At 73.0% G+C, this 21,180-nt stretch carries 17 protein-coding genes and 1 riboswitch; of the genes, 13 read left to right on the plus strand and 4 right to left on the minus strand.

Annotated features, from left to right (window positions below):
* The 3 genes from DZG00_RS02555 to DZG00_RS02565 all read right to left on the minus strand — a co-directional run.
* A partial coding sequence (locus tag DZG00_RS02555) for an MFS transporter (protein WP_119455360.1) occupies positions 1–1,143 on the minus strand: 1,143 nt, incomplete at its 3' end.
* Between the two features lie 49 nt (positions 1,144–1,192).
* A complete protein-coding gene (locus DZG00_RS02560; RefSeq protein WP_119455354.1) occupies positions 1,193–2,644 on the minus strand; it encodes an SPFH domain-containing protein in 1,452 nt (483 codons plus the stop codon).
* 31 nt (positions 2,645–2,675) lie between these two features.
* A complete protein-coding gene (locus tag DZG00_RS02565) occupies positions 2,676–3,173 on the minus strand; it encodes an NfeD family protein (protein WP_119382241.1) in 498 nt (165 codons plus the stop codon).
* A gap of 183 nt (positions 3,174–3,356) precedes the next feature.
* Here DZG00_RS02565 and DZG00_RS02570 point away from each other — a divergent pair, with 183 nt between their 5' ends.
* From DZG00_RS02570 to DZG00_RS02630, 9 genes are all read left to right on the plus strand, one after another.
* Entirely contained in the window at positions 3,357–3,617 is a 261-nt protein-coding gene (locus DZG00_RS02570; RefSeq protein WP_119382240.1) for a zinc-ribbon domain-containing protein, read from the plus strand.
* 118 nt (positions 3,618–3,735) lie between these two features.
* Positions 3,736–5,091, plus strand: coding sequence for an ABC transporter substrate-binding protein (locus DZG00_RS02575; RefSeq protein ID WP_119382239.1), 1,356 nt, complete (start codon positions 3,736–3,738; stop codon positions 5,089–5,091).
* The gene (locus DZG00_RS02580; protein WP_119382238.1) at positions 5,088–6,101 is read left to right on the plus strand and encodes a carbohydrate ABC transporter permease; all 1,014 of its coding nucleotides are present in this window, start codon (positions 5,088–5,090) and stop codon (positions 6,099–6,101) included. The genes DZG00_RS02575 and DZG00_RS02580 overlap by 4 nt, the downstream gene beginning before the upstream one ends.
* Positions 6,098–7,066, plus strand: coding sequence for a carbohydrate ABC transporter permease (locus DZG00_RS02585; RefSeq protein WP_119382237.1), 969 nt, complete (start codon positions 6,098–6,100; stop codon positions 7,064–7,066). The genes DZG00_RS02580 and DZG00_RS02585 overlap by 4 nt, the downstream gene beginning before the upstream one ends.
* A gap of 135 nt (positions 7,067–7,201) precedes the next feature.
* A complete protein-coding gene (locus tag DZG00_RS17120) occupies positions 7,202–10,270 on the plus strand; it encodes a glycoside hydrolase family 2 TIM barrel-domain containing protein (RefSeq protein ID WP_199689786.1) in 3,069 nt (1,022 codons plus the stop codon).
* Positions 10,271–10,380: 110 nt separating this feature from the next.
* Positions 10,381–11,667: an FAD-binding protein gene (locus DZG00_RS02615; protein ID WP_119382680.1), complete on the plus strand. Its 1,287-nt coding sequence runs from the start codon at positions 10,381–10,383 to the stop codon at positions 11,665–11,667.
* Between the two features lie 113 nt (positions 11,668–11,780).
* Entirely contained in the window at positions 11,781–12,050 is a 270-nt protein-coding gene (locus DZG00_RS02620; protein ID WP_119382681.1) for a mycoredoxin, read from the plus strand.
* 3 nt (positions 12,051–12,053) lie between these two features.
* Entirely contained in the window at positions 12,054–13,520 is a 1,467-nt protein-coding gene (locus DZG00_RS02625; protein WP_119455358.1) for a maltokinase N-terminal cap-like domain-containing protein, read from the plus strand.
* Positions 13,521–13,570: 50 nt separating this feature from the next.
* Positions 13,571–15,736, plus strand: coding sequence for a S9 family peptidase (locus DZG00_RS02630; RefSeq protein WP_119381960.1), 2,166 nt, complete (start codon positions 13,571–13,573; stop codon positions 15,734–15,736).
* Positions 15,737–15,770: 34 nt separating this feature from the next.
* Here DZG00_RS02630 and DZG00_RS02635 read toward each other — a convergent pair whose 3' ends face one another.
* On the minus strand, positions 15,771–16,058 hold the full coding sequence (locus tag DZG00_RS02635; protein ID WP_119381959.1) for a hypothetical protein: 288 nt from the start codon (positions 16,056–16,058) through the stop codon (positions 15,771–15,773).
* Positions 16,059–16,135: 77 nt separating this feature from the next.
* A riboswitch (TPP riboswitch) is annotated at positions 16,136–16,227 on the plus strand.
* Here DZG00_RS02635 and thiM point away from each other — a divergent pair.
* From thiM to DZG00_RS02655, 4 genes are all read left to right on the plus strand, one after another.
* A complete protein-coding gene (thiM, locus tag DZG00_RS02640) occupies positions 16,218–17,045 on the plus strand; it encodes a hydroxyethylthiazole kinase (protein ID WP_199688919.1) in 828 nt (275 codons plus the stop codon). Its footprint overlaps the riboswitch before it by 10 nt.
* Positions 17,042–19,288 (plus strand): bifunctional hydroxymethylpyrimidine kinase/phosphomethylpyrimidine kinase, encoded by a 2,247-nt coding sequence (gene thiD, locus DZG00_RS02645; protein ID WP_119381958.1) that lies wholly within the window; start codon positions 17,042–17,044, stop codon positions 19,286–19,288. Before thiM ends, thiD begins: the two co-directional genes overlap by 4 nt.
* A gap of 152 nt (positions 19,289–19,440) precedes the next feature.
* Positions 19,441–20,331 (plus strand): cupin domain-containing protein, encoded by an 891-nt coding sequence (locus DZG00_RS17495; protein ID WP_119381957.1) that lies wholly within the window; start codon positions 19,441–19,443, stop codon positions 20,329–20,331.
* A gap of 112 nt (positions 20,332–20,443) precedes the next feature.
* The coding region (locus DZG00_RS02655; protein WP_119455359.1) for an MFS transporter at positions 20,444–21,180 on the plus strand (737 nt) is incomplete at its 3' end.

The following is a 21,180-nucleotide window of genomic DNA, read 5'->3' on the forward strand; positions in this document are numbered from 1 at the left end:
GATCGCGCCCGCGACCGTCGGCAGCGCGATCCCCGCGGTCGCGAGCACGCCGCCGAGCGCGGATCCCGCCGCGAGGCCGAGCAGGCTCACGACGCGACCGGCCGCGCCCACGCGCCCGAGGAGATCCGCCGGGACGAGCCGCTGGCGGAGCGAGGTCGCGCAGATGCTCCACACCACGGCGTGCAGGATGTAGAGCGCGAGCAGCACGCCGGCGACCACCGCATCGCGCGTGACCGCCAGTCCCGCGAGGCTCGCGGCGCCGAGCGCGAGGGCCGCCGTGATGGTCCAGCGGGAGCCGAGGCGGGCGCGCAGCGGGGCGGCGATCGCGGATCCGGCCAGGCCGCCGAGCGCGCTGGCCGCGAGCAGCACGCCGTAGCCGGCGGCGTCCAGCCCGAGCCGCTCGCCCGCGAACAGCACGAGCACCGAGAACGGCAGCATGTAGCCGACGCTCGCGAGCCCGCCGATGAGCGCGAGGGATCCGACCACGCGGTGCCCGGCGAGCCAGCGCACGCCGGCGGCTGCCTCGCGGAACACGGACGGCGGCGCAGCGGGCACCTCGGGTACCGGCGGAATGTCGCGGGCCCGCCGCGGGAGCGCGAGCGCCACCGCCCCGGCCGCGACCCAGAGCCCGCCCGTCGCGTACACGGGCACGGCGGCGGCGAGCGCGAACAGGATCCCGCCGAGCGGCGGCCCGACGAACTCGTCCGCCACGAGCTGCGTGCCCGTGATGCGCGCGTTGGCCCGGTCGAGCCGGTCGCGCGGCACGATCGACGGCAGCACGGCGACCGCGGCCCCGTCGGCGGCGCTCTCGAGCACGCCGACCACGGCCATCACCGCGTAGAGCACCGCGAGCGACGCGACGCCCGACTGGATGGAGACCGCGAGCCCGAGCACCGCGGCGCCCCTGAGGAGGTTCGCGACGACGATCAGCGTGCGCCGGTCGAGCCGGTCGACGTACACGCCCACGGGCAACGCGACCAGGAGCCGCACGAGCGCGTACGTGGTCGCGAGCCCGGCCACGCCACGTGGATCGTCGGTGAGCCCGGCCGCGACGAGTGGCATGGTGACGAAGACGAGCCCGTCCGCGAGGTTGGAGAGCGCGTTCGCGCCCCACAACGCCCCGAACGGGCTCGTGGATCTCACGCCGTGCTCCCCGGGGCGGCGTGCGCCCCGAGGAGCTCCGGCACCGGGATCAGATCCCGGCGCCCTCGGAAGCGGCCGTCTTCGGACCGACGTCCGTGGAGGTGGAACCCGCGCCGGCGGACGTACCCGCCGCCGTCGAGCCCAGGAACGAGCTCAGCGCCGTCGCGACGTCGATGCCCGTCGTGTCCTTGAGCAGCTTCGGCAGGGTCGCCATGTTCTCGGCCACCGAGCGGTTGAGCGCGTTCGCGCCGTCCGCCGAGATGATCGTCATGTTGTCGACGTTCGCCAGCGGCGCCGCCATCTCGCGCGCGATCTCCGGCATGGACGCGATGATGCGCGCCTGCAGGGCCTCGGTCGACAGCTTGTTCTGCGCCTCGGCGAGCGCGGCGGCCGCCTCGGCCTCCGCCTGGCCGCGTGCCTGGATCGCGTCGGCGTTCGCCTTCCCGAGCGCGGTGATGGACGCGGCCTCGTTCACGGCAGCGGTCTTCGCCGCCTCGGCGTTCTGCGTGCGCTGGTAGACCTCCACGTCGACCTTCGCCTTCTCGGCATCGCGGGCTGCCTGCGCGTCCTGGACGGTCGCGTACTTGCGCGCCTCGGCGGGGAGCTCCACGTCGATGCGCAGGCGCTCCTTCGACACCTCGGCCTGCGCGGCCACGGCGGTGCGCTCCTGGTCGGCGACCAGGCGGTCCTGCTCGGCCTTGGCCAGCTCGCCGGCCGCGTACGCGGTCGCGTTGGCGCGGTCGGTGTCGGCCTTGATGGCGGCGCGACGCAGGTCGAGCTCGAGCTGGCGCTCGGCGGTCTGCTGGTCGTTCTCGATCGCGGCGAGCGCGGAGATCCGCTTGTTCTCCGCCTCCGCGACCTCGGCGACCTGGCGGGCGCGCGCGGCGTTGGAGCGGGCCCGGTCGTCGAGGTAAGAGCTGCCGGGCGTCGTGATCTCGCGGACGTTGAGCGTCTCGATCTGGAGGCCGAGCTCCGCGAGGTCGTTCTTCGTCTGGTTCACGGCCTCCTGCGCCACGACGGAGAAGCTCTTCACGAGCTCGTCCACGGGCCGGTCGCCGATGAGGCCGCGGATCGCGCCCTCGAGCGACTGCCGCACGATCTCCGGCAGGGCGTCCTGCTGCAGCAGGTAGCGCTGCACGGCGCGGCGCACGCCGTCCTCGGTGCCCGTCACCTTGAAGTTGACGGTCGCGACGACGGCGGTGTTGATGAAGTTCGCGTCGCGCGCCTCGGCCGTGACGCTCGTCTGGTACTGCTCCAGGGAGAGCGTGAAGCCCTCCTGGAAGATCGGCCAGATGAAGGTCCGGCCGCCGATGATGACCTTCTGCGGGCTGGAGAACCCGGCGCCGCCCTCGCTCTTCTCGGCGTTGCGGCCGACGATGACGAGCGCCTGGTTCGGCGGCACCCGTCGGACGCGGGAGGCGATGAACGCCACCAGCGCCACGAGTATGACGATGACGACGATGACGGCTATGGCGCTGGCGCCGCCGGATATCAGGTCCACGGGATGGTTCCTCTCGTTGGGACGGGTGCTGCTAGGTGCGGGGGGCGTCGTGGGCGTCGTGGGCGTCGGGTTCGACGTGCACGCGGAACCCGTCCTCCGAGACGACGCGGATGCGCGTGCCGACGGGGAGCGGCTCCGCGCTCATCGCGAGCCGGCGCTCCAGCTCGCGGATGTGCTCGAGCCGCACCTCGCCGCCGGTGGGCGAGGTGGGCGAGGTGACGACGCCGACCATGCCGACGGGCGAGTACGAGCCGCCGCTCTCCTGCTTCGCCACGAAGCGGACGGTGAGCTGCACGACCACGAGGGCCACGAGCGCGAGGGCGACGGCGATCGCGATGGCGCCGCCGGATCCGATGCCCGCCTGGTCGGCGAGCACGCCGCCGACGCCGTAGATCGCGAGCGCCGCGCCGAGCGCGACCCCGGACACGAGCCCGTCGCCGCCGCCGATGGCGTCGAGCAGGTCGCCGAGCACGATGCTGGAGAGGAGGAGCAGGAGGCCGACGGCCCCCACGACCACGAAGACGATCACGCGGCGTCCCGGAGGCAGGCCGCCGCGGGCGAGACGTGCGCGCCGACGTGGTGCGAGGTCATGCGGGGCCGATCTGCTGGAAGCGTGTCCCTCGAACGTACCGGGTGATCCGCCCAGCGTCGCCTCCTCGTCCGGGGGCCGCTCCACCGCCTATGCTCCGCGCGGCGCGCGTAGCCTCGGCAGGTGATCCTCCTGTTCGGCACGCGCGCCCGCGACGCCCTCATCGTCATCGTCACCTTCGCGTGCCTCCGCTGCGGCGTGACGAGCGCCCAGCGCGTGCTCCACCGCACGCTCCGCTTCACGGTCTTCTTCGTCCCGCTGATCCCGCTGCGCTCGACCTACCGCGTGGTCTGCCCGACGTGCGGCCTCGAGACGCGCCTCACGAAGGACCAGGCGATGCACGCCCTCGAGTGGGCCGTCCGCAACCGCGGCGCGCGCCGCTGAGCCGTCTCCCGCCGCTCCCCGAGAATCCCGACCAGGGGTTAGGAATAAGTTTCGTCGCGCGCTTAGAGTGATCGTGGGCTCCGGCCCATCTGCCATCAACGACGACGGGAGGGATGCGATGACGCATTCGATCAGCAGGAGACACGCACTGGGGGTGGGGGCCGCCGCTGCGGGGACGCTCGCCCTCGCGTCGTGCTCGGCGCCGGGCGGGAGGCTGGTCAACTCCGATCCGGTCATCCCCGCCGCCGCACCGGGCGAGAAGGTCACGCTCACATATTGGGCGTGGCTGAAGGACCTGCAGAAGGTCGCGGACGTCTGGAACGCGCAGAACCCCGACATCCAGGTCGAGGCGGTCTGGATCCCCGGCGGCAACGCCGGCGGGTACCAGAAGATGTACTCGGCCATCACGGCAGGCGGCGGCCCCGACATCGGCCAGGTCGAGCTCCGGCAGCTGCCCGAGTTCCTCCTCGCGAACGGCCTCGTCGACCTCACCCGCTACGGCGTCGAGGAGTACCGCGACAGCTACGACGAGGCGCTGTGGAAGCAGGTCAGCTTCCAGGACGGCGTGTTCGGGATCCCGCAGGACTCCGGCCCCATGGCCTTCTACTACCAGCGCGAGCTCCTCGACCAGGTGGGCGGCCAGCCGCCCGCGACCTGGGACGACTGGGCGACGCTCGGCGCCGAGGTCCGGAAGACGGGCGCGGGCAACTACCTCGACTGCTTCCCCGTCGCCGACGCCTCGGTCTTCACGTCGTACGCCACGCAGGCCGGTGCGAACTGGTTCAAGGTCGACGGCGAGCGCTGGGTGGTCGACATGCTCGACGAGCGCACGATGGAGGTCGCCGCGTTCTTCGACAGGGCCATCGACGACGACGTGGTCAACACCTCGTACTCGGCCTTCTCCCCGCCCTGGACCGCGGCCGCCGCGGACGGCAAGGTCTTCGGCGTCACGAGCGCCAGCTGGGGCGACGCCCTCATCCAGTCGGTCTCCGGCGGCGAGGGCAAGTGGAAGGTCGCGCCCATGCAGACGTGGTCGTTCGACGGGGCGTACGGATCCAGCTACCTCGGCGGATCCACCGCGGCGGTGCTCGCGAACAGCAAGCACCCGGCCGAGGCGCTCAAGTTCATGACGTGGATGACCACGTCGCCCGAGGGCATCGACGCGATGATCCAGAACTCCGGCATCGGCTGGTCGCCCTCCCCCGACTACATCGGCGCCGCCCGGCAGGAGCCGAGCGAGTGGTTCAGCGGCCAGTCCTACAACGAGGAGGTGTTCGCGCCCGCGGCGAAGGAGCAGAACCTCGACTGGACCTGGTGCCCGCTCACGCAGTTCACGCTCAACACCCTGCAGGACGAGTTCCGCCGCAAGCTCACGAGCGGCCAGACCCTCGTAGAGTCCCTGCCCCTCGCGCAGGAGGCCGTGATCGAGGCCTTCCGCAACAAGGGCCTGCGCGTCGAGGCGGCCTCCGCATGAGCACCGTCACGAGGCCGGCCGGCGAGCACGCCGGCACCCGTTCCCCCCGCGCCCAGCGCTCGGGCGTGAGCAGGGGCCAGCTGAAGAAGTCGCAGACCATCGCGCCGTGGGTGCTGCTCGCGCCGTTCCTCGCGGTCTTCCTGCTGACCTTCGTGCTCCCGATCATCTACGCGGTGTTCCAGTCGTTCACGACCGTCCGGCGCGAGGGTCTGTTCGGCGAGGAGGGCGTCACCACCGTGTTCGCCGGGTTCGAGAACTACTCGCTCGCGCTCGCGAACGACGCGTTCACGGCGTCCATCGGCCGGGTGCTGCTCTTCGGCGTCGTGCAGGTGCCGGTGATGATCATCCTCTGCACGATCCTCGCGCTCCTGCTCGAGTCGGCGTCGGCGAAGTGGCCCCAGTTCTTCCGGGCGGCGTACTTCATGCCGTACGGCGTGCCGGGCGTCATCGCGACGATCCTCTGGGGCTTCCTCTACATCCCCGGCCTCTCGCCCATCATCGACATCGCCTCGGTGTTCGGGATCCAGCTCGACTTCCTCGGCGCGGACACCGTGCTGTGGTCCATCGCGAACATCGTGACCTGGACCTACACGGGCTACAACATGCTCATCATCATCGCCCAGCTGAAGTCGATCCCCGGGGACGTCTACGAGGCCGCGCGCATCGACGGCGCGGGCGCGTGGCGCACGGCGTTCTCGATCCAGCTGCCGCTGATCCGGCCGGCGCTCGTGCTCGCGACCGTGTTCTCGATCATCGGGACGCTGCAGCTGTTCGCCGAGCCGCAGGTGCTCGCCACCTCCGCCCCCGCGATCGACTCGCAGTACACGCCGAACCTGTCGGCGTACACCACGGCGTTCGCGTACAACGACTACGGCGTGGCCGCGGCGCAGGCGGTCATCATCGCCCTCGCGGCGTTCGTCCTGTCGTTCGTGTTCCTGGCGTTCACGAACAGGAAGCCCAAGGAGGAGCGGGAAGCCGCCGCCCGGATGAAGAAGGAGGCGCGCGCATGACCGCGACGGAGGCACGACCGACCACCACCGAGAGCGCCGCCGAGAAGACGGAGCAGAAGCGCCTCGCGCAGGCCGCCCAGGCGAAGGTGAGCCGCCCGTCGAAGGCGGGCAGCACGCCGGGAGCGGGCACGAGGCCGGCGACCCGGATCATCGTCACGGCGATCCTCACGGTCGTCGCCCTGTACTTCCTCGTCCCCGTCTACTACATCGTGGTCGCCGCCACGAAGACGACGGCCGACCTGTTCAGCACCAACGGGTTCCTGTTCGCGAACATGAACCTCTGGCAGAACCTCACGATGGTGTTCACGTACGACGACGGCATCTTCGTGCGCTGGTTCATGAACTCGGTGCTGTACGCCGGCGTGGGCGCGCTCGTCGCGACCTACTTCGCGGCCGCCGGCGGATACGCGCTGGCCAAGTACCGGTTCCGGGGGTCGAACCTCGTGTTCGGCACGATCCTCGGCGGGGTGCTCGTGCCCGGCACCGCCACCGCGCTGCCGCTGTTCCTGCTCTTCAGCACCATGGGGATCGCGAACACGTACTGGTCGGTGCTCATCCCGTCGCTCGTGTCGCCGTTCGGCCTGTTCCTCTGCCGGATCTACGCGCAGGCGTCGGTGGAGGACGCGGTCATCGAGTCGGGCCGGATCGACGGGGCGAGCGAGCTGCGGATCTTCCACACGCTCGCGCTGCGCTCGATGACGCCCGCGCTCGTGACGGTGTTCCTGTTCCAGCTCGTCGGCATCTGGAACAACTACTTCCTGCCGCTGATCATGCTGGCCGACTCGAAGCTGTACCCGATCACGCTGGGCCTCAACAACTGGCGCAGCCAGGTCGACCGGCTGCCGGAGTTCTACCAGCTGACCACGGGCGGCGTGCTGGTCTCGATCATCCCGCTCATCATCGCGATGATCGTGCTGCAGAGGTTCTGGCGCGGCGGCCTCACGGACGGAGCGGTCAAGGGCTGATCGCCCGCGCACGGATCCCGGACGGCCGGGCGGGGCGACCTGCCCGGCCGTCCGCGCATTCGGCGCGGCGCCCTCCGACCGACGATGATGGAACCCGCGGCACGTCGCCGCACCCGCCCACGCGCAAGGAAGCTCATGACGCACGCCCTCCCCTACTTCGAGGACTTCGCCCCCACGTCCGGCGCGGCCCGCCGCCCCCGTTCCTGCCTGCACTCGGATGCCCCGCGCATCGTGCTGAACGGCGACTGGCGGTTCCGCCTCTCCCCCACCCCGCGCGGCCTCTCCGACGAGATGGCCGACCCCGCGTTCGACGACTCCGGCTGGGACGAGATCCCCGTGCCGAGCCACTGGGTGCTCGGCCAGGACGGCCGCTTCGGCCTCCCCGCCTACACGAACGTGCAGTACCCGTTCCCCGTCGAGCCGCCCTTCGTGCCCGACGAGAACCCCACCGGCGACTACCGCGTCGACATCGACGTGCCGACGGACTGGCAGTCGCTCGAGCGCGTCGTGCTCCGCTTCGAGGGCGTCGAGTCGGCCTTCAAGGTCTGGCTGAACGGCGACGAGGTCGGCACCGCGATGGGATCCCGCCTCTCGCACGAGTTCGACGTCACCGCGTCGCTGCGGCCCGGATCCAACGTGCTCGCCGTGCGCGTGCACCAGTGGTCGATCGCCAGCTACCTCGAGGACCAGGACCAGTGGTGGATGCCCGGCATCTTCCGCGACGTCACGCTCCTCGGCCGTCCCGAGGGCGGCATCGACGACGCGTGGACGCGCGCCGAGTACGACCACGAGACGGGCGCAGGCACCGTGCACGTCGAGGTCGACGCCGAGCCCGCCGCGTTCCCCGTCACGTTCGAGGTCGAGGACCTCGGCATCCACGTCACGTGGGACACCCCGGCGGACATCGCGCCCGTCCACGTGGACCGCGTCGAGCCGTGGAGCGCCGAGAGCCCCACGCAGTACCAGGGCTTCCTCCGCACCAACGTCGAGGCGCTCTCCATCCGCCTCGGCTTCCGCACCGTGCGGATCGAGGGCGACCGGTTCCTCGTCAACGGTCGCCGCGTGGTCTTCCACGGCGTCAACCGGCACGAGGCCCACCCCGAGCGCGGTCGCGTCTTCGACGAGGACCACGCGCGCGCCGACATGATGCTGATGAAGCAGCACAACGTCAACGCGATCCGCACCAGCCACTACCCGCCGCACCCGCGCGTCCTCGACCTCGCCGACGAGCTCGGCTTCTGGGTCATCGACGAGTGCGACCTCGAGACCCACGGCTTCGAGTTCGGCGGCTGGGTCGGCAACCCGAGCGACGATCCGCGCTTCGCCGACGCGTACCTCGACCGCATCGAGCGCACGGTCGAGCGAGACAAGAACCACCCGTCCATCGTCATGTGGTCCCTCGGCAACGAGTCGGGCACGGGTCGGAACCTCGCCGCCATGTCGGCGTGGGTCCACCGCCGCGACCCGGGCCGCCCCGTGCACTACGAGGGCGACTACACGGGCGAGTACACGGACGTCTACTCGCGCATGTACTCGAACCTGCAGGAGACCGAGTCCATCGGCAGCGACGTGATCCCGGGCGACCTGCTCGGCTGCACGCCCGGCGAGGGCATGCGCCAGCGCAGCAAGCCCTTCATCCTGTGCGAGTACGTGCACGCGATGGGCAACGGCCCCGGCCAGATCGGCGAGTACGAGGACCTCGTGCTCCGCTACCCGCGCCTGCACGGCGGCTTCGTGTGGGAGTGGCGCGACCACGGCATCCTCACCGAGACCGCCGACGGCGAGGCGTTCTACGCGTACGGCGGCGACTTCGGCGAGGTCGTCCACGACGGCAACTTCGTGATGGACGGCATGGTCCTGCCCGACGACACCCCCACGCCCGGCCTCGCCGAGTACAAGGCCGTCGTGCAGCCCGTCGCGTTCGGGCTGGAGCGCGACGGCGGATCCGCGACCCTGGTGGTCGAGAACCGCTACCACTCCGTCTCCACCGCGCTCACGAGCCTCGTCTGGGTGCTCGCGGTCGACGGCGACGACGTGGCCACCGGCGTCCTCGACGCCGAGGCCGTGCCCGCGGGATCGACCGCCCGGATCGCGCTGCCCGCCGACGCGCTCGACGCGGGCGATCTCGCGGCAGGCACGGCGGACGGCTCCGCGCCCGAGGTGTGGCTGACCGTGCAGGCGATCCTCCGCGACGACGAGCCGTGGGCCGAGGCCGGCCACGTGGTCGCCGTCCAGCAGTTCGACCTCACGCCCGCGCCGCGGCCCGCCGTGCCCGCGCGCTGGGTCGACGCCGAGGAGGAGACGTACCCCGCATCCGGCGCCACGCGCCTCACCCTGGGCGACGGCGAGTTCGACCTCGCCACGGGCCGCCTCGTGCGCCTCGGCTCGCTCGAGGTCGACGGCCCGCGCCTCGAGCTGTGGCGCGCGCCCACCGACAACGACCGCAGCGACAGCAGCGGCTCCTATGAGCTGGCGGATCCGCGCCTCACCTTCGGCAAGGGAGTCCCCGGGCCGTCGAGCGAGGCGCGCTGGCGCGGGGCGGGCCTCGACCGGCTCACCCACCGGGTCCGCTCGGTGAAGGTCGGATCCGGCTCGCTCACGGTCGTCGTGCGCACGAGCGCGGCGCAGTCCTTCGACTCGGTCGACACGACGTACTGCTGGACCGAGGGCGCCGACGGCGACCTGGGCCTCCGCATCGACATCGTGCCGAGCGCCGGCTGGGCCATCACGTGGCCGCGCGTCGGGATCCGCTTCGACCTGCCCGCGAGCGTCACCAACGCGGAGTGGTACGGCACCGGCCCGTTCGAGTCGTACCCCGACTCGCGTCGCGCGGCGCTCGTCGGCCGGTTCTCGTCGCTCGTCGACGACCTCGGCGCCGTGTACTCGATGCCGCAGGAGACCGGCCACCGCAGCGACCTGCGGGAGCTGGAGCTCGGCACGTTCGACGGCGAGGGCGGCATCGTGATCCAGGCGCGGCCCGACACCGCGGGCCGCCGCCCCGGCTTCACGGCCTCCCGGCACACGCCGCAGGAGCTCGACCGCGCGGCCCACCCGCACGAGCTGCCCGCGAGCGAGGCGGTGCACCTCTACATCGACGCCGCGCAGCACGGGCTCGGCTCGCGCGCGTGCGGACTCGACGTGCTGCCCGAGCACCAGCTCTGGCCGTCGGCGCGCACGCTGGAGCTCACGATCCGCAGCCGCTGACCGCGGAGCACGTGACGGGCCGCCGCACCGGCGGCCCGTCGCTCGCCCTCCGGCCGGAGGGCGGGCAAGCTGGAGACGACGGCGTCCGATGGCGGGCGCGAGGAGGACGCATGACCGACACCATCGAGCAGGGCACCGCAGGCACCAACTGGGCCGGCAACTACGCGTACCGGGCCCGCGAGGTCCACGCGCCGACGACCGTCGAGGAGCTGCGGGCCATCGTCCGCGACGCGCCCCGGATCCGCGTGCTGGGTTCCCGCCACTCGTTCAACGACATCGCCGACTCCGACGTGTTGCTCTCGCTCGCCGAGCTGCCGGCCGACCTCGTGATCGACCGCGACGCGAGCACCGCCACCTTCTCCGCGGGCCTCGCCTACGGGAAGCTCGCCGAGCTGCTCGGCGCGGAGGGCCTCGCGATCCACAACCTCGCCTCGCTGCCGCACATCTCGGTCGGCGGCGCCATCGCGACCGCGACCCACGGATCCGGCATCGGCAACGGCAACCTCGGCACCGCCGTCGCCGCCATCGAGCTGATCACGGCCGACGGCGAGACCGTCACGTACCGCCGCGGGGACGACGACTTCGACGGCGTCGTGGTGGGCCTCGGCGCGCTCGGCGTCGTCACGCGCGTCACCCTCGACGTCGAGCCGTCGTACCTCGTGCGCCAGCGCGTCTTCGAGGGCCTCAGCTGGGACGCGTTCGACGAGAACCTCGAGGACGTCTTCGGCGGCGCGTACAGCGTCAGCGTCTTCACGCGCTTCGGCGAGGCCACCGACCAGGTGTGGCTGAAGAGCCGCGTGCAGCTCGGAGTCGACGGCCAGCCCGAGGACGAGGTCGTCGTGGCCGACTACTTCGGCGCGCCGGCCGCGACCGAGGAGCGCCACCCGATCCTCGGCATCGATCCGGTGAACAGCACCTCGCAGCTCGGCGTCGTGGGCCTCTGGTCCGACCGCCTCTCGCACTTCAAGATGGGCTTCACGCCGAGCGACGGCGAGGAGATCCAGTCGGAGTTCCACGTGCCGCTCGACCGGGCCGTCGAGGCCGTGCGCGCGCTGCGGGCCATGGGCGACCGGATCCGTCCGATCCTCCTCGTGTGCGAGCTGCGCGCCGTCGCCGAGGACGGCCTCTGGCTGAGCCCCCAGTACGGGCAGACGACCATCGGCCTGCACTTCACGTGGAAGCGCGAGCAGGAGGCCGTCGAGGCGCTGCTCGTCGAGCTCGAGGCGGCCATCCGCCCGTTCGGCGCGCGCCCGCACTGGGGCAAGGTCTTCACGGCCCTGGCGGCCGACATCGCCCCGCTGTACCCGCGATCGGGCGACTTCCTCGCCCTCGCCGAGCGCCTGGATCCCACGGCCAAGTTCCGCAACGCCTGGTTCGAGCGCTCGCTGCTCGGCTGAGCCGCATCCGGCCCTGACCGGCACCGCACCCGGGGATCCGCGACGCGCCGAGGCACGTCCTCGCGCGTCCGGACCCCGGGCCGGCGGAGGTCACGGCGCGTAGGGTGAGGAGCATGTCGCCCGAGACCTCCTCCTACGTGCCCGCCCCCGGACGGATCACGATGTTCTCCACCACCTGGTGCGGCTACTGCCGCCGCCTGAAGTCCCAGCTCGACAGGGCCGGCATCGGCTACGACGAGGTGGACATCGAGCAGGTGCCCGGGACCGCGGAGCTCGTCGAGGCCATCAACGGCGGCAACCAGACGGTCCCCACCGTCCTCTTCCCCGACGGCTCGTCCGCCACCAACCCGTCGCTCGCCGACGTGACCGCGAAGGTGGCCTGAGCCATGCAGCACCACGACCTCAGCGTCATCCCCGACTTCCTCGCCGCGTGGATGCGCGAGCAGCGCTGGTTCGCCTCGAAGGGCACCGAGCCCCGCCTCGAGCGCATCGGCGGCTGGAGCTTCAGCGACGAGGGCTGGTTCGCCCGCATCGAGACGCACCTGATCATCGACCACGGCAGCGCGAAGCCCGTGCTGTACCAGGTGCCGCTCACCTACCGGCAGGCGCCGCTGGAGGAGCTGAAGCCCTTCCACATCGGCACCATCGTCGAGGACGACGGCGTCGAGCTGCACGTCTACGACGGCCCGCACGACCCCGCGTACGCGTGGGCCCTCATCCGCGTGATCCTCGACGACCGCGAGGCGGACGTCGACGAGACCTCGCTCGGCGCCACCGCGCGCGGCCAGCGCCAGCCGGGCGTGGAGATCGCGACCGTCGTCGGATCCCACGTGCTCTCGGGCGAGCAGTCGAACACGTCGATCATCTACGACATGGTCGCGACCGACGGCCACGCCGTGAACCCGATGATCGTCAAGGTCTTCCGCGCCCTGCACCACGGCGAGAACCCCGACGTCGTGCTGCAGTCCGCCATCGCGGGCGCCGGATCCCGGCTCGTGCCGCAGACCATGGGCAGCGTGCTCGCCGAGTGGAGCGACTCCGGCCGCGAGGAGGGGCGCGCCATCGGGCACGTCGCCTTCGCGCAGGAGTTCCTGCCCGGCGTGACCGACGCCTGGCGGGTCGCGCTCCGCGCCGCCGAGGCCGACGCCGACTTCCAGGCCGAGGCCCGCGCGCTCGGCGAGGCCACGGCCGACGTGCACGCCACGCTCGCCGCCGCGCTCCCCACCGTCGAGGCCACGCCCGACGTCATCGAGGGGATCATGGTCAGCTTCCGCCGCCGCCACGCGACCGCCGAGCGCGAGGTCCCCGAGATCGCCGCCTTCCACGACGCCATCGCGAGCGTGTACGACGCCGCCGAGAAGGGCGAGTGGCCGAAGCTGCAGCGCATCCACGGCGACTACCACCTCGGCCAGGTGCTCTCGGTGCCGAACCGCGGCTGGGTGCTGCTCGACTTCGAGGGCGAGCCGCTGCGTCCGATGCACGAGCGCTCCCTGCCCGACGTCACCCTCCGCGACGTCGCCGGCATGCTCCGCTCGTTCGACTACGTGGCCGGGTCCTACGCCCTCGCGCACCCCGGCAAGTCCGCGGCCGCCTGGGCCTCGAGCGCCCGCCGCGCGTTCGTCGACGGCTACATCGCCCGCTCCGGCACCGACCTCCGCGCGAACCGGGCCCTGCTCGACGCGTTCGAGATCGACAAGGCCGTGTACGAGGCGATCTACGAGGTCCGCAACCGTCCCGGCTGGCTGTCGATCCCGCTCCAGGCCGTCGCGCGCCTCGCCACCCGCTCGAGCACCATCGGCCGGGAGACCACGCCCGGTGCGACCGGTCCCCGCGAGGCCGGGCCCACCTCCTGATCCGCGGAGGCGCCCGGGGCGCGGTCACCGGCCGTCGGTAGGCTGGCGGGATGACCGACCCCGCCGTCCCGGCCGTCTCCTCCCCCGCATCCGACTCCCCCACCACGCCTCCCGTGGCGGACCAGCGCCCGATCGAGCGCACGTTCCACGGCGACACGTTCGTGGACCGCTTCGAGTGGCTGCGCGACAAGGACGACGCCGACGTCATCGCGCACCTCGAGGCCGAGAACGCGTACACGGAAGCCGCGACCGCGCACCTGGAGCCGCTGCGCGAGCGGATCTTCACGGAGATCAAGGACCGCACGCAGGAGACCGACCTCTCCGTCCCCGTGCGCGAGGGCGACTGGTGGTACTACGCCCGCACGGTCGAGGGGTCGCAGTACGCGATCCGCTGCCGCCGTCCCGTCGCCGGCCCCGACGACTGGACCCCGCCCGCCATCGAGCCCGCCGCGGACAGCGTCGTCGTCGAGGGCGAGCAGGTGCTCCTCGACTCCAACGCCGAGGCGGACGGCCACGAGTTCTTCTCGCTCGGCGCGTTCGAGGTCAGCCCCGACGGATCGCTCCTCGCGTACTCGACTGACACCGAGGGCGACGAGCGGTTCACGCTCAAGATCCGCGACCTCGCCACGGGCGAGGACCTCGCCGACGAGATCCCCGGCACCAGCCACGGCGCCACCTTCTCCGCCCACGGCGACCACCTCTTCTACGTGACCGTCGACGACGCCTGGCGCCCGGACACCGTCTGGCGGCACCGCGTCGGCACCCCCGCGTCGCAGGACGTGAAGGTGTACACGGAGCCCGACGAGAGCTGCTTCGTCGGCTTCGGCATGACGCGCAGCCGCCAGTACCTCACCATCTACGTCGGCTCGAAGATCAAGACCGAGGTGCTGCTGCTCGACGCGGGCGACCCCACGGGCGCGTTCCGCCCGGTGTGGCCGCGCCGCCACGGCGTCGAGTACGACGTCGACCACGCCGTCATCGACGGATCCGACCGGCTGCTGATCCTGCACAACGACGGCGCCACCAACTTCGAGCTCATCGACGTGCCCGCCGATGACCCGACCTCCACGACCGACCGCCAGGTCGTCATCCCCCACGACGACGACGTGCGCCTCGAGGACGCGAGCGCGTTCGCCGACCACCTCGTGATCTCCTACCGCCGCGAGGGCCTCACGCGCGTCGGGGTGATCCCGTTCGACCGCGTGCTCGACGGCGAGCAGCTGCACGAGATCGCGTTCGACGAGCCGATCTACACGGTCGGCACCGCGGGCAACCCCGAGTTCCACCAGCCCACCGTGCGCCTCGGCTACACGAGCCTCGCCACCCCCGCCACGACGTACGACTACGTGCTGGCGACCCGCGAGCTCCGGCTCCTCAAGCAGCAGCCCGTGCGCGGCGGCTACGACCCCGACGACTACGCGCAGACCCGCGAGTGGGCGACCGCGGAGGACGGCACGCGCATCCCGCTGTCCGTGATCTACAGGCGCGGCCTCGTGCACCCCGGCACGCCCGCCCCGCTCCTGCTCTACGGCTACGGCTCCTATGAGGCGAGCATCGACCCGTCGTTCTCCATCGCGCGCCTGTCGCTGCTCGACCGGGGCATGGCGTTCGTCATCGCGCACGTGCGCGGCGGCGGCGAGATGGGCCGCCGCTGGTACGACGAGGGCAAGACGCTCACCAAGCGCAACACCTTCACCGACTTCGTCGCGGCGGCCGACCACCTCATCGCGGAGGGCTGGACGAGCCCGGAGAGGCTCGTGGCCGAGGGCCGCAGCGCCGGCGGGCTGCTGATGGGCGCCGTGGCGAACATCGCGCCCGACCGGTTCGCCGGGATCCTCGCGGGCGTGCCGTTCGTGGACGCGCTCACGAGCATCCTCGACCCGTCGCTGCCGCTCACCGTGATCGAGTGGGACGAGTGGGGCGACCCGCTGCACGACCCCGAGGTCTACGCGTACATGAAGTCGTACACGCCCTACGAGAACGTGCGCGAGGGCGTGGAGTACCCGCGGATCCTCGCGGTCACGAGCCTCAACGACACGCGCGTGCTCTACGTCGAGCCCGCGAAGTGGACGGCCCGCCTCCGCGAGGTCGGCGCGCCCGTGCTGCTGCGCACGGAGATGCAGGCCGGCCACGGCGGCAAGTCGGGCCGCTACGACGCGTGGCGCGAGCGCGCCTCCGACTACGCGTGGGTGCTCGACGTGGCGGGGCTGGCCTAGCGCGCTCCCCCCTCCGCCGTCGCGCTGCCCGCTCTCAGAGCGCGAGCAGCGCGGCGGCGGCCGGGTCCATCAGCGGCTCGCGGTAGAGGGCGACCATCGGCACCCAGCCGCTGAGATAGCAGAAGAAGTTCAGGCGCCCGAACGCGACGACGTCGTCCGTGGAGAGCGGCTCCCCTGCGATGAGGCGAGCGACCGCATCCTCCGCATGCGCGCCCGCGAGCATCAGGTGCGCGGCCCCCGCGGCGTGTTCGGCCGGCAGGTCGTCCCACTCCCGCAGCGGCTGGCCACGCCGGAGCGCGGGGATCATGTACGTGTCGTCCATCGTCGCCCCCGGTCATCGCGCCCCGCCATCGCGTGCTCTCCAGCGTAGGCGCGCCCCGGTGCCTCCCCCTAGGGTGGATCCCTGACACGGGGTGCCCACGAGGGCTGAGATGAGACCCGTCGCACCTGATCCGGTTCGCACCGGCGGAGGGATGTCATCATGAGCGCTGCGCGCCCATCCATCGACGAGATCACCGGGACGGGGACCGCCTCGGCGGACCTCCTCCGACTGCTGCGGGAGCGCGCGCCGCTCGTGCAGTGCATCACCAACGCCGTCGTCACCGGGTTCACCGCGAACGTCCTGCTCGCGCTGGGCGCCGCGCCCGCGATGACCGACGTGCCGACCGAGGCAGGGCCGTTCGCGCGGATCGCCTCCGGGATGCTCGTCAACCTCGGCACGCCGCACGCCGAGCAGCGGGAGGCCGCGGTCGAGGCCGCCCACGCGGCGCGCGAGGCCGGCACGCCGTGGGTGCTGGATCCCGTCGCGGTCGGTGCCCTGCCGGTGCGGACGCGGCTCGCGCACGAGCTCGTGGCGCTGTCGCCCACGATCGTGCGCGGCAACGCGTCGGAGATCATCGCGCTCGCGACCGGCGGCGCGGGCGGCCGCGGGGTCGACGCGACCGACGAGGTGGAGGCGGCGCTCGACGCCGCGACGCTGCTCGCGCGCACCTACGGCACGGTCGTGGCGGTCTCGGGCGCGGTCGACCACATCACGGACGGGACGCGGATCGTGCGCGTGCACACCGGCGACGCGTGGCTCACGAAGGTGACGGGCGGCGGATGCGCGCTCGGCGCGGTGATGGCGGCGTTCGCGTCCCTGGATCCGGACCCGCTGCGGGCCGCCGTCGCCGCGACGAGCGTCTACACGATCGCCGCGGAGGTCGCGGCCGAGGGGTCCCGGGGTCCCGGGTCCTTCGCCGTGGCGTTCGTCGACGCGCTCGACGCCGTCACGCCCGAGCTCGTCGCCCGGCGCGAGCGCCTCTCGTGAGCGGCACCGACCTCTCCGTCTACCTCGTCACCGACCCCGCGCTCTGCGGCGAGCGCGGCGTGCCCGCGGTCGTCCGGGCTGCGGTCGCGGGCGGGGCCACGGCCGTGCAGATCCGCGACAAGCACGCGAGCGCGGCCGAGCTGCTGACGACGGTGGTGGAGGCGGCCTCCGCCATCGACGCGCACGCGGCCGCGCATCCGTCCGCGCCCCGACCGCTGCTCCTCGTGGACGACCGGGTCGACGTGGTCCTCGCCGCCCTCACCCGCGGCGCGCGCGTGGACGGCGTGCACGTCGGCCAGTCCGACGTGCCGGCCGACCTCGTCCGGCGGATGCTCGACGCGGCCAGCCCCGACCGCCGTCTCATAGTGGGCCTCACCGCGAACGCGCCCGAGCACGTCCAGGCGGTGCGCGCGCTGCCCGCCGGCACGGTCGACTACCTCGGCGTCGGCGTGATCCGCCCCACCAGCACCAAGCCCGATCACCCGGCGCCGCTCGGGCACGACGGGTTCGGGATCATCGCGGGGCTCTCCCCCGTGCCGTGCGTGGCGATCGGCGGGGTCGACGTGCGCGACGTGGAGGCGATCGCCGTGGCGGGCGGCGCGGGGACGGCCGTCGTGTCGGCCGTGTGCGCGGCGGAGGATCCGGGGGCGGCGACGCGCGAGCTCGCGGAGGCGTGGGCGCGGGTGCGCGCGGCAGCGGGCGATGCCGTGTCCGCGGAAGACGCGGCCGACGTCGTCACGGCGCGGGAGCTCGACTCGCGCCGTCCGGCACGTCGCCCGGTCCCCCGCGTCCTCAGCATCGCGGGCACGGATCCGACGGGCGGCGCGGGCATCCAGGCCGACCTCAAGTCCATCGCGGCGAACGGCGGCTACGGCATGGCCGTGGTCACGGCGCTCGTGGCGCAGAACACGCGAGGCGTGCGGGAGATCCACGTGCCGCCCGTCGCGTTCCTCCGCGCGCAGCTGGATGCGGTGTCGGACGACGTCGAGATCGACGCCGTGAAGATCGGCATGCTCGGATCCGCCGCCGTGGTCGACGAGGTCGCCGACTGGCTGCGCGCGGTGCGCCCGCCGGTCGTGGTGCTGGATCCGGTGATGATCGCGCAGTCCGGCGACGCTCTCCTCGACGCGGACGCGACCGACGCGCTCCGCCGCCTGCTGCCGCTCGCCGACGTCGTCACCCCGAACCTGCCCGAGCTGGCGGCGCTCCTCGGCGAGGAGGAGGCCGACGGATGGGACGCCGCGCTCGCGCAAGGTCGCGCCCTGGCCGCGCGGCACGACGTGCGCGTGATCGTGAAGGGCGGGCACCTCCGCGCGGACGACTGCCCGGACGCGCTCGTCGAGCCCGACGCGACCGTCACCGTCGTCGAGGGCCCGCGCATCGCGACCACCAGCACGCACGGCACCGGCTGCTCCCTGTCGAGCGCGCTCGCGACCCTGCAACCGCGCCGCGGTGACTGGCTCCGGGCGCTGACCGAGGCGAAGGAGTGGCTCACCGGATCCCTCGCGCACGCCGAGGACCTGCAGGTGGGCGCGGGTGCCGGCCCGCTCGACCACCTGCGCGCGCTGTGGGACGCGGCCGGCACGCATGCCGGGCCGATCTCCGAGGAGATGTGGGCGGGATCCGCCGACCTCCGCTGCGAGATCGACGACCTCGCCTTCGTGCGCCGGCTCGGCGACGGCACGCTCCCCGAGGCGTGGTTCTCGCACTACCTCGCGCAGGACGCGATCTACCTCCGCGCGTACTCCCGGGTGCTCGCGCGGGCGAGCCAGCTCGCGCCGACGCCGGACGCGCAGGTGGCGTGGGCGCGATCCGCGGCCGACGCGATCGCCGCGGAGTCGACGCTGCACGAGGAGTGGCTGTCCCGGCATCCCGCGCCCGCGGTCGCCGCGCCCGTGACGCGCGCGTACGTCGACCACCTCCTCGCGCACGCGGCGGGGAGCGACTACGCGGTGCTCGTCGCGGCGCTCCTGCCCTGCTTCACGATCTACGCGGACGTGGGCACGCGACTGCGCGCGGCTGGCCGGGATGCGCGCGCGGACGGCACGCCGCACCCGTACGCGGCGTGGCTCGCGACCTACGGGGATCCCGCGTTCGCGGCCGCCACCCGGCGCGCGTGCGAGCTGGTGGACGAGGCCGCCGTGATCGCGGGCCCGACCCGGCGCGCGGCGATGCTCGAGGCGTCGAGGGTCTCCGCCGCGTACGAGCGCGACTTCTTCGGCGCACCGGAGGCCCTCGGCTGAGGCGGACGCGGATCCCGCCCGCGCCTGGGGACGCCCCGGCCCCCTCCCAGCCGCACCCGCGGGAGGATGCCCGTGCCCCGACGCGAGCACCGCGCCGGGGCTCCCCGTTCCACGACCCGGGCATCCCGCGTGCCCGACAGGAAGGACACCGCATGCGCGTCCAGGCCGACACCCCCGCCGTCACGATGCCCGACCACCAGTTCACGGGCGACGTCCGCCTCCGCTGGCTGTCCACCCCGCAGACGCCCGAGCAGCGCGCGGTCGTCGCGGCCGTCGCGTTCGCGCCGGGTGCCCGCACCGTCTGGCACTCGCACGTGCTCGGGCAGACGCTGCACGTGACGTCCGGCGTCGCCCGGGTGGGCACGCGCGGCGGCGACGTGGTCGAGGTCGGGCCCGGCGGATCCGTGTACATCGAGGCCGGCGAGGAGCACTGGCACGGCGCCACGGCCCACGCGCCGATGGAGCACATCGCGGTGCTGGAGGACGGCGACGACCCGGTCGACGCGACCATGTGGGGCGCGCACGTGACCGACGAGGAGTACCTGCTCCCCGCTGCGCCGGCGTCCGTCGCGACGCCGACCGCGACCCCGGCCGCCGCGGTCCCCGTGCCGCTCGGCCGCCCCGTGCTCGTGCACGCGCTCCGCTACACGGCGATGTACGGCGAGAAGCCCTTCGACGAGGCGCTGCTCGTGTACCTCGACAACGGCTCGTACAAGATCCTCTCGCCCGGCGAGGAGCACTACGGCAGCTACGTCTCGGCGTCGGGGACGGGCGTCGCGCCACGGCACGTCGCGTTCCTGTCGTGGCCGTCGGACGACTGGCACCGCAACGTCGCCAGCCACACGCTCACCTTCTCGGCGGACACGGGCGCCTTCATCCAGTCGCTCGTGCTGCCGGGCGACGCGGTGCCGCGCGCGCAGCACGGCTTCGCCGAGGTGGTCGCGGATCCCGAGCGCGTGGACATGACGGCGTCGTGGGATGCGCTGCGGATCACGCACGCGGCCGCGTTCGAGCGCCTGGCGGAGCGGGTCCGCCAGCTCTGACGTCACGGGGCGGGCCGCGGCCCGCCCCGGCGCTACGCTCGTCCCACCGCGAGCGCCTGCTCACCCCGCGAGGCGCGCGACCCACCCGAGCGCCATCCCGGAAGCCAGGACCATGACCACGACCGCATCGCCGCGCACCCGCGCCCAGCGCCTCGACGCCCTCCCCTGGACCCGCGCGCACTCGCGCATCCTCGGTGGGAGCGGCGTCGGCTGGGCGCTCGACGCGATGGACGTCGGCCTCATCTCGTTCGTCATCGCGCAGCTCGCCGTGGTGTGGGAGGCGGACGCCGGGCAGCTCGGGTTGGTCGCGTCCGCCGGCTTCCTCGGCATGGCGATCGGCGCGAGCGTCGGCGGGCTGGTCGCCGACCGCATCGGCCGGCGCCAGGTGTTCGCGCTCACGCTGCTGGTCTACGGGCTGGCCACGGGCGTCTCGGCGCTCGCGATGTCGGTGGGCGCGCTCATCGCGCTCCGTTTCGTCGTGGGGCTCGGGCTCGGCGCGGAGCTGCCGGTCGCCTCGACCCTCGTCAGCGAGTTCTCGCCCGCCAGGATCCGCGGCCGCGTCATCGTGATCCTCGAGTCGTCGTGGGCGGTCGGCTGGACGGCCGCGGCGCTCATCGGCTACCTCGTGATCCCCGCGAGCGACGACGGCTGGCGCTGGGCGCTCGCGCTCGGCGCCGTGCCCGCGGTGTGGGCGATCGTCGTGCGGCTGCGCCTCCCGGAGTCGGTGCGGTTCCTCGAGGCGAAGGGCCGGCACCGCGAGGCCGAGCGCGTGGTGCGCGACCTCGAGCGGGCGGCGCGGGCGGATCCGGCGACGGGCGCCAGCACCGAGACGACGGCCGAGGCCCGGAC

Origin of the sequence: Clavibacter lycopersici (genome assembly GCF_003576405.1) — a bacterium.
Taxonomy (GTDB): Bacteria; Actinomycetota; Actinomycetes; order Actinomycetales; family Microbacteriaceae; genus Clavibacter; species Clavibacter lycopersici.